Here is a 6150-nt window from a genome sequence, read left to right as displayed (position 1 = left end):
CGGAGTGGACGCATCACTGGTGTTCGGGTTGTCATGCCAATGGCATTGCCCGGTAGCTAAATGCGGAAGAGATAAGTGCTGAAAGCATCTAAGCACGAAACTTGCCCCGAGATGAGTTCTCCCTGACTCCTTGAGAGTCCTGAAGGAACGTTAAAGACGATGACGTTGATAGGTCGGGTGTGTAAGTGTAGCGATACATTGAGCTAACCGATACTAATGAACCGTGAGGCTTAACCTTACAACGCCGAAGATGTTTTGGCGAAAGACAGACACAAGATTCAGTTTGATTACAGATTAGATTGACATGCAAAAGCGTGTTGATAAACAGAATTTGCCTGGCGGCTGTAGCGCGGTGGTCCCACCTGACCCCATGCCGAACTCAGAAGTGAAACGCCGTAGCGCCGATGGTAGTGTGGGGTCTCCCCATGCGAGAGTAGGGAACTGCCAGGCATCAAATTGCAGTAAACCGGGATGAAGAATCCGGGTGGTGACAAAGAAATTCGGTGGAGCGGTAGTTCAGTTGGTTAGAATACCTGCCTGTCACGCAGGGGGTCGCGGGTTCGAGTCCCGTCCGTTCCGCCACTTATTAGAAAATTAAGCCTGCTACTAAGCAGGCTTAATGATAAGAAGATTTAGGGGCGTAGCTCAGTTGGTAGAGCACCGGTCTCCAAAACCGGGTGTCGCGAGTTCGAGTCTCTCCGCCCCTGCCAGAAACAATCCTTAGCATTATTGCTAAGGATTTTTTTTTACCTGTAATTTGAGTTTTTCCTTCTTTCTATTTTACTCCCGGCATCCTTGCCAGCGTTTTCCTTAATCTTCCAGAATATTCGTTCTCAGCAGATCGCAAATCAGCGCATGTTTATCGCTATTTTGCAGCCAAACTGCATATAACGGGCGTGAAAGCGTTGTACTGTCGGTAACCGTATGGAGATCGCTTTTACCTTTAGCCCAGTTGACCGGCAGCCAGCTAAAACCTTTGAGGACTGAAAGTTGCTGCCTGGCTAATTCTGCCGAACTGGTGGTAAGTACCGGCACTTCATCTCCCGCAATCAATCCAGCCTCGTGTTGCTGAAAGTCAGGTCCCCATTCCAGACGCAGATAATTCAGTTCATCTTTGGTTTGTGAAGGAGAACTGCAATAGAGCGCCAGCGTGAAATATCCCAACAGTTGGCTGCTAAATTCGTCCATTTTGGGCGTTTCGGTAGTAATCAATAGATCAAGCTGTCGTTCATGAAGCTGTTTTACTAACGACTGTCGCTGCGCGATCCTCGCTTCAAATTGCAGGCTGGATTGCGGCTCCTGGGATTGGTACAAACGCCCCAGCCAGCCATTAAGCATGCATTCCCAGAGGGATGCGCTGGCACCAATAGAAAACTCGTTATGCCGCGAGGTATTCGCAACCTCCTTACGTGCTGCTTGCCACGTATTCATCAGCGTTTCAGCGTAAGGTAATAATTTTTCACCTGCAGCGGTTAAGCGGATATTGTTTCTGTGTCGGGTGAACAGGTTTACACCCAATTGATTTTCCAGTTGTCTGATCCGAAAACTAACCGCTGATTGGGTCAGATAGAGCGCTTCAGCAGCCCTGCCAAAGTGGCGTGTCCGGCTAACTTCCAGGAAAGTTTTTAACAATTCCGTATCCACAACTCGCTCCATAAAATTATTTGTCGTTATGATTTAAATCTTTTGTTTGACGCTCTGTCAAGCGTAACTAATACTCCGCGCCATAAATAGCTCGGCCAAAGAATTAGGAGCGTGCAGGATGGCGGAAAGCTTTACGACGACTAATCGATATTTCGATAATAAATATTATCCCCGCGGATTCTCCCGTCATGGTGATTTCACCATTAAAGAAGCACAACTGCTTGAGCGTCACGGTTATGCTTTCAACGAGCTGGATCTGGGCAAGCGTGAGCCGGTAACGGAAGAAGAAAAACTGTTTGTTGCGGTATGCCGTGGTGAGCGCGAACCGGTTACCGAAGCTGAACGTGTGTGGTCCAAATACATGACGCGCATTAAGCGTCCAAAACGCTTCCACACGCTGTCTGGCGGGAAACCTCAGGTGGAAGGTGCGGAAGACTACACCGAATCTGATGATTAATAAAAAAGGGCGAAAGCCCTTTTTTTATGCCAGTAGTTTCTGCAAATGAATGAGTAATCTGTCTATCGCCCGATACCCAACAGCCTCCTGTAAGTGCTGGCGAGAGATATGGTCAGATTGTTCTATATCCGCGATCGTTCGAGCGACCTTTATCAGGCGTAACCAGGCGCGGATGGATAATCCGATATGCGCGAGCGTTTCTTCAAGCCACTGCGCATCGTCGCTACGCAATGGACAGTATTTATGGATATCCTGACTGTCCAGGTGCGCATTTAACTTATTCTGCCGCCGATACTGACGCTCTCGTGCTGCCATAACGCGTTGCTTCACCGTTGCGCTATCTTCCCCTTTTACCTGGCTCTGGCTGAGTATGCCGGGAGGCGGTAAGGGGATTTCGAGGGAGAGATCGAAGCGGTCAAGAAATGGACCTGATAATCGATTGAGGTAGCGTAGTGTCTGCTCTGGGGTACAGCGGTTATGGTTCCCCTGATAATGTCCTGTTGGGCTGGGATTCATGGCAGCAATAAGCTGAAAACGCGCGGGGTAAGTTATTTTTGCCCGAGTGCGGGATAAATGAATCTGCCCGGACTCAATGGGCTCTCGCAGTGCATCCAGCGTGCGCCGCTCAAACTCGGGAAGTTCATCCAGAAACAGTATGCCGTTATGCGCCAGAGATATCTCGCCTGGTGCAGGAATAGAGCCGCCACCGACCATGGCAGTTAATGAAGCACTGTGATGCGGCGAACGAAAAGGGCGTTGTTTCCACTGTTTTTGTAGCGTGTCGGAATTGACCAGACTTAGAATCGCGGCGCTTTCCAGTGCTTCATCATTGCTCAGTGGCGGAAGCAATCCTCTCAGGCGACTGGCCAGCATGGTCTTACCCGTTCCCGGCGGCCCGATGAGTAAGAGGTTATGACCGCCAGCTGCGGTAAGCTCCAGCCCGCGTTTACCCTGTTCCTGGCCGATAACATCGCTCAGATCATCTGCTAATGCGCAGGGGGTAAAATCTGCCGATGATGGTCTGTCTAAATCATGCTTACCTTCGAGAAATGCGCATACAGTCTGTAGATGATCGGCAATAAGGCACCCTTCACCGTGTATCAGTCCCACTTCAGCAGCATTCTCTTTTGCGACAATAATTCTCCTGCCTGCGCGAATAGCTTCAGTTGCACTTGATATCGCACCGGGAACGCCGCGTAACGCGCCTGTAAGCGCTAATTCGCCTACCAGCTCATATGTATCGAGGTTATGGGTTGTAAGCTGCTCAGACGCTGCCAGAAGCGCAACTGCGATAGGTAAATCATATCGTCCCCCTTCTTTCGGGAGATCGGCCGGAGCGAGGTTTATGGTTATCTTCTTCGCCGGGAATTCATAACCGCTATTAATAATCGCACTGCGAACTCGATCGCGAGCCTCTTTTACCGTTGTTTCGGGTAATCCCACCATGGTTAAACCAGGCAAACCATTACTGATATGTACCTCGATGGTAATGGCTGGCGCATTCACGCCCAGCGCAGCGCGTGTGTGAACAATCGATAGTGACATAAGCCCTCCTGATGAAAGCATTATGTCGCAATACATCGCGGCAAGATTTCACATAATTACGGTTTTTAGAGGCTTATTCCCGTGTTTTTATGTAGCTCAATACTGCTTGCATAAAGCCTGGAATAGCGCTCGCAAACGCTTTTGAATAACGTTTTTAGTAGGGAACGGGTTGCCGAGAATCACCTGAAACGTGAAATATTTTCACTTTTGATTTTTTGTATAAAAAACAACGATATTTATCTAAACCGTTAACGGCGTCAGAAAAACGAATAAAAAAATATCTTGTGTCATTTGCGAATTCTATGGTAACTCTTTAGGTATTCCTTCGAACAAGATGCAAGAAAATACAAAAATGACAGCCCTTCTACGAGTGATTAGCCTGGTCGTGATTAGCGTGGTGGTGATTATTATCCCACCGTGCGGGGCTGCACTTGGACGAGGAAAGGCTTAGAAAACAAGCCTTAACGAACTAAGACCCCCGCACCGAAAGGTCCGGGGGTTTTTTTTGACCTTAAAAACATACACGAGGAGCAGAAAGTGAACGGTAGCATAAAATTCTGTTTCTCAAGATTTACGGCGGGGATGTAACTATGAATGGGGCACAGTGGGTGGTACATGCGTTGCGTGCACAAGGGGTTCAAACCGTCTTTGGTTATCCTGGTGGCGCAATTATGCCGGTTTACGATGCGTTGTATGACGGCGGCGTAGAACACCTATTGTGCCGACACGAGCAGGGCGCGGCAATGGCGGCAATTGGCTATGCCCGTGCGACCGGTAAAACCGGCGTGTGTATCGCCACTTCAGGTCCTGGCGCTACCAACCTGATCACCGGACTCGCCGATGCGCTGTTAGATTCTGTTCCTGTGGTGGCGATCACCGGCCAGGTGGCCTCACCTTTCATCGGAACGGATGCGTTCCAGGAAGTGGATGTTCTCGGTATGTCTTTGTCCTGCACCAAACACAGTTTCCTGGTGCAGTCACTGGAAGAGCTGCCGCGCATCATGGCAGAGGCTTTCGCTGTGGCGAACTCCGGTCGTCCGGGTCCGGTTCTGGTTGATATCCCGAAAGACATCCAGCTGGCCAGCGGTACGCTGGAGCCGTATTTTACGACCGTCGAAAACGTAGAGGATTTCCCGCACGCTGACGTTGAGCAGGCACGTAAAATGCTGGCGCAGGCGCAAAAACCGATCCTGTACGTCGGTGGCGGCGTTGGTATGGCGCAGGCGGTCCCGGCCCTGCGTGAATTTATCGCGGTAACCCAAATGCCGGTCGCCTGCACGCTGAAAGGTCTGGGCGCAGTAGAAGCTGACTACCCATACTATTTGGGGATGTTGGGAATGCATGGCACTAAAGCGGCAAATTTCGCGGTGCAAGAATGTGATTTACTGATTGCAGTGGGCGCGCGTTTTGATGACCGGGTGACCGGTAAGCTGAATACCTTCGCACCGAACGCCAGCGTGATCCACATGGATATCGACCCTGCGGAAATGAACAAGCTGCGCCAGGCGCACGTCGCCCTGCAGGGTGATTTAAATTCTCTGCTGCCGGCATTGCAGCAATCTCTGAAGATTGACGCATGGCGTCAGCATAGCGCTGAACTGCGCACAGAGCATACCTGGCGCTATGATCATCCCGGTGAGGCTATCTACGCGCCACTGTTGTTGAAGCAGTTGTCCGATCGCAAACCCACGGACAGCGTAGTGACAACGGATGTTGGTCAGCATCAGATGTGGTCGGCGCAGCATATGACCTACACCCGCCCGGAAAATTTCATTACCTCGAGCGGTCTGGGTACGATGGGCTTTGGCCTGCCAGCAGCGGTTGGTGCGCAGGTTGCTCGCCCGAACGATACGGTAATCTGTATCTCCGGTGACGGCTCCTTCATGATGAATGTACAGGAGCTGGGCACCGTAAAACGCAAGCAGTTGCCGCTGAAAATAGTTTTACTCGACAACCAGCGGTTAGGCATGGTGCGACAATGGCAGCAGCTGTTTTTCCAGGAACGTTATAGCGAAACCACCCTTACCGATAACCCCGATTTCCTCATGTTGGCCAGCGCCTTCGGCATACCAGGTCAACACATCACCCGTAAAGACCAGGTTGAAGCGGCACTCGACACCATGCTGAACAGCGAGGGGCCATACCTGCTTCATGTCTCAATCGACGAACTTGAGAATGTCTGGCCTCTGGTACCGCCAGGTGCCAGTAACTCAGAAATGCTGGAGAAATTATCATGATGCAACATCAGGTCGCCGTTGAGGCTCGTTTCAATCCGGAAACGTTAGAACGTGTTTTACGCGTGGTACGCCATCGTGGTTTTCAGGTGTGCTCCATGAATATGGAAGCCGCCAGCGATGCGCAAAATATAAATATCGAATTGACCGTTGCCAGCCCCCGGTCGGTCGACTTACTGTTTAGTCAGTTAAGTAAACTGGTAGACGTTGCACATGTTGCTATCTGCCAGAGCACAACCACATCACAACAAATCCGCGCCTGAGCGCAAA

Annotated in this window: 6 protein-coding genes, 2 tRNA genes and 2 rRNA genes; 8 read left to right on the top strand and 2 right to left on the bottom strand. The window is 50.6% G+C overall.

Annotated elements, in window-relative coordinates; genetic code table 11:
- From BZK40_RS20775 to BZK40_RS20760, 4 genes are all read left to right on the top strand, one after another.
- Nucleotides 1–238 (top strand): 23S ribosomal RNA (locus tag BZK40_RS20775); the annotation flags it as partial.
- A gap of 96 nt (nucleotides 239–334) precedes the next feature.
- Nucleotides 335–450 (top strand): 5S ribosomal RNA (gene rrf, locus BZK40_RS20770).
- Nucleotides 451–505: 55 nt separating this feature from the next.
- A tRNA-Asp gene (locus BZK40_RS20765) sits at nucleotides 506–582 on the top strand.
- A 52-nt stretch (nucleotides 583–634) separates the two neighbouring features.
- Nucleotides 635–710, top strand: a tRNA-Trp gene (locus BZK40_RS20760).
- 100 nt (nucleotides 711–810) lie between these two features.
- Here the strand turns inward: BZK40_RS20760 and hdfR are convergent.
- A complete protein-coding gene (gene hdfR / locus BZK40_RS20755; protein WP_095533172.1) occupies nucleotides 811–1656 on the bottom strand; it encodes an HTH-type transcriptional regulator HdfR in 846 nt (281 codons plus the stop codon).
- 106 nt (nucleotides 1657–1762) lie between these two features.
- On the opposite strand from hdfR, the gene maoP reads away from it, so the two are divergent.
- Entirely contained in the window at nucleotides 1763–2101 is a 339-nt protein-coding gene (gene maoP / locus BZK40_RS20750) for a macrodomain Ori organization protein MaoP (RefSeq protein ID WP_003018025.1), read from the top strand.
- A 24-nt stretch (nucleotides 2102–2125) separates the two neighbouring features.
- Here the strand turns inward: maoP and BZK40_RS20745 are convergent, their stop codons facing one another.
- Nucleotides 2126–3646, bottom strand: coding sequence for a YifB family Mg chelatase-like AAA ATPase (locus BZK40_RS20745; protein ID WP_079935206.1), 1521 nt, complete (start codon nucleotides 3644–3646; stop codon nucleotides 2126–2128).
- Between the two features lie 352 nt (nucleotides 3647–3998).
- Between BZK40_RS20745 and ilvL the strand changes: the two genes are divergently transcribed.
- The 3 genes from ilvL (at nucleotide 3999) to ilvM (ending at nucleotide 6143) form a co-directional block, all read left to right on the top strand.
- Nucleotides 3999–4097, top strand: coding sequence for an ilv operon leader peptide (gene ilvL / locus BZK40_RS20740; RefSeq protein ID WP_001311244.1), 99 nt, complete (start codon nucleotides 3999–4001; stop codon nucleotides 4095–4097).
- 139 nt (nucleotides 4098–4236) lie between these two features.
- The gene (gene ilvG / locus BZK40_RS20735; protein WP_079935205.1) at nucleotides 4237–5883 is read left to right on the top strand and encodes an acetolactate synthase 2 catalytic subunit; all 1647 of its coding nucleotides are present in this window, start codon (nucleotides 4237–4239) and stop codon (nucleotides 5881–5883) included.
- Nucleotides 5880–6143: an acetolactate synthase 2 small subunit gene (gene ilvM / locus BZK40_RS20730; protein WP_003018017.1), complete on the top strand. Its 264-nt coding sequence runs from the start codon at nucleotides 5880–5882 to the stop codon at nucleotides 6141–6143. The genes ilvG and ilvM overlap by 4 nt, the downstream gene beginning before the upstream one ends.
- The last annotated feature ends 7 nt before the right edge of the window (nucleotides 6144–6150 follow it).

It is taken from the genome of Citrobacter portucalensis, from assembly GCF_002042885.1.
In the GTDB taxonomy this organism is placed as follows: domain Bacteria; phylum Pseudomonadota; class Gammaproteobacteria; order Enterobacterales; family Enterobacteriaceae; genus Citrobacter; species Citrobacter portucalensis.
Note: the sequence above shows the minus strand (reverse complement) of the source record. Positions and strands in the feature narration are given on the sequence as shown.

Excerpts from the sequence above, each read along its gene's own strand:
- ilvM (WP_003018017.1), top strand. The coding sequence starts at position 5,880 with ATGATGCAACATCAGGTCGCCGTTGAGGCTCGTTTCAATCCGGAAACG.
- ilvL (WP_001311244.1), top strand. The coding sequence starts at position 3,999 with ATGACAGCCCTTCTACGAGTGATTAGCCTGGTCGTGATTAGCGTGGTG.
- BZK40_RS20745 (WP_079935206.1), bottom strand. The coding sequence starts at position 3,646 with ATGTCACTATCGATTGTTCACACACGCGCTGCGCTGGGCGTGAATGCG.
- ilvG (WP_079935205.1), top strand. The coding sequence starts at position 4,237 with ATGAATGGGGCACAGTGGGTGGTACATGCGTTGCGTGCACAAGGGGTT.
- maoP (WP_003018025.1), top strand. The coding sequence starts at position 1,763 with ATGGCGGAAAGCTTTACGACGACTAATCGATATTTCGATAATAAATAT.
- hdfR (WP_095533172.1), bottom strand. The coding sequence starts at position 1,656 with ATGGAGCGAGTTGTGGATACGGAATTGTTAAAAACTTTCCTGGAAGTT.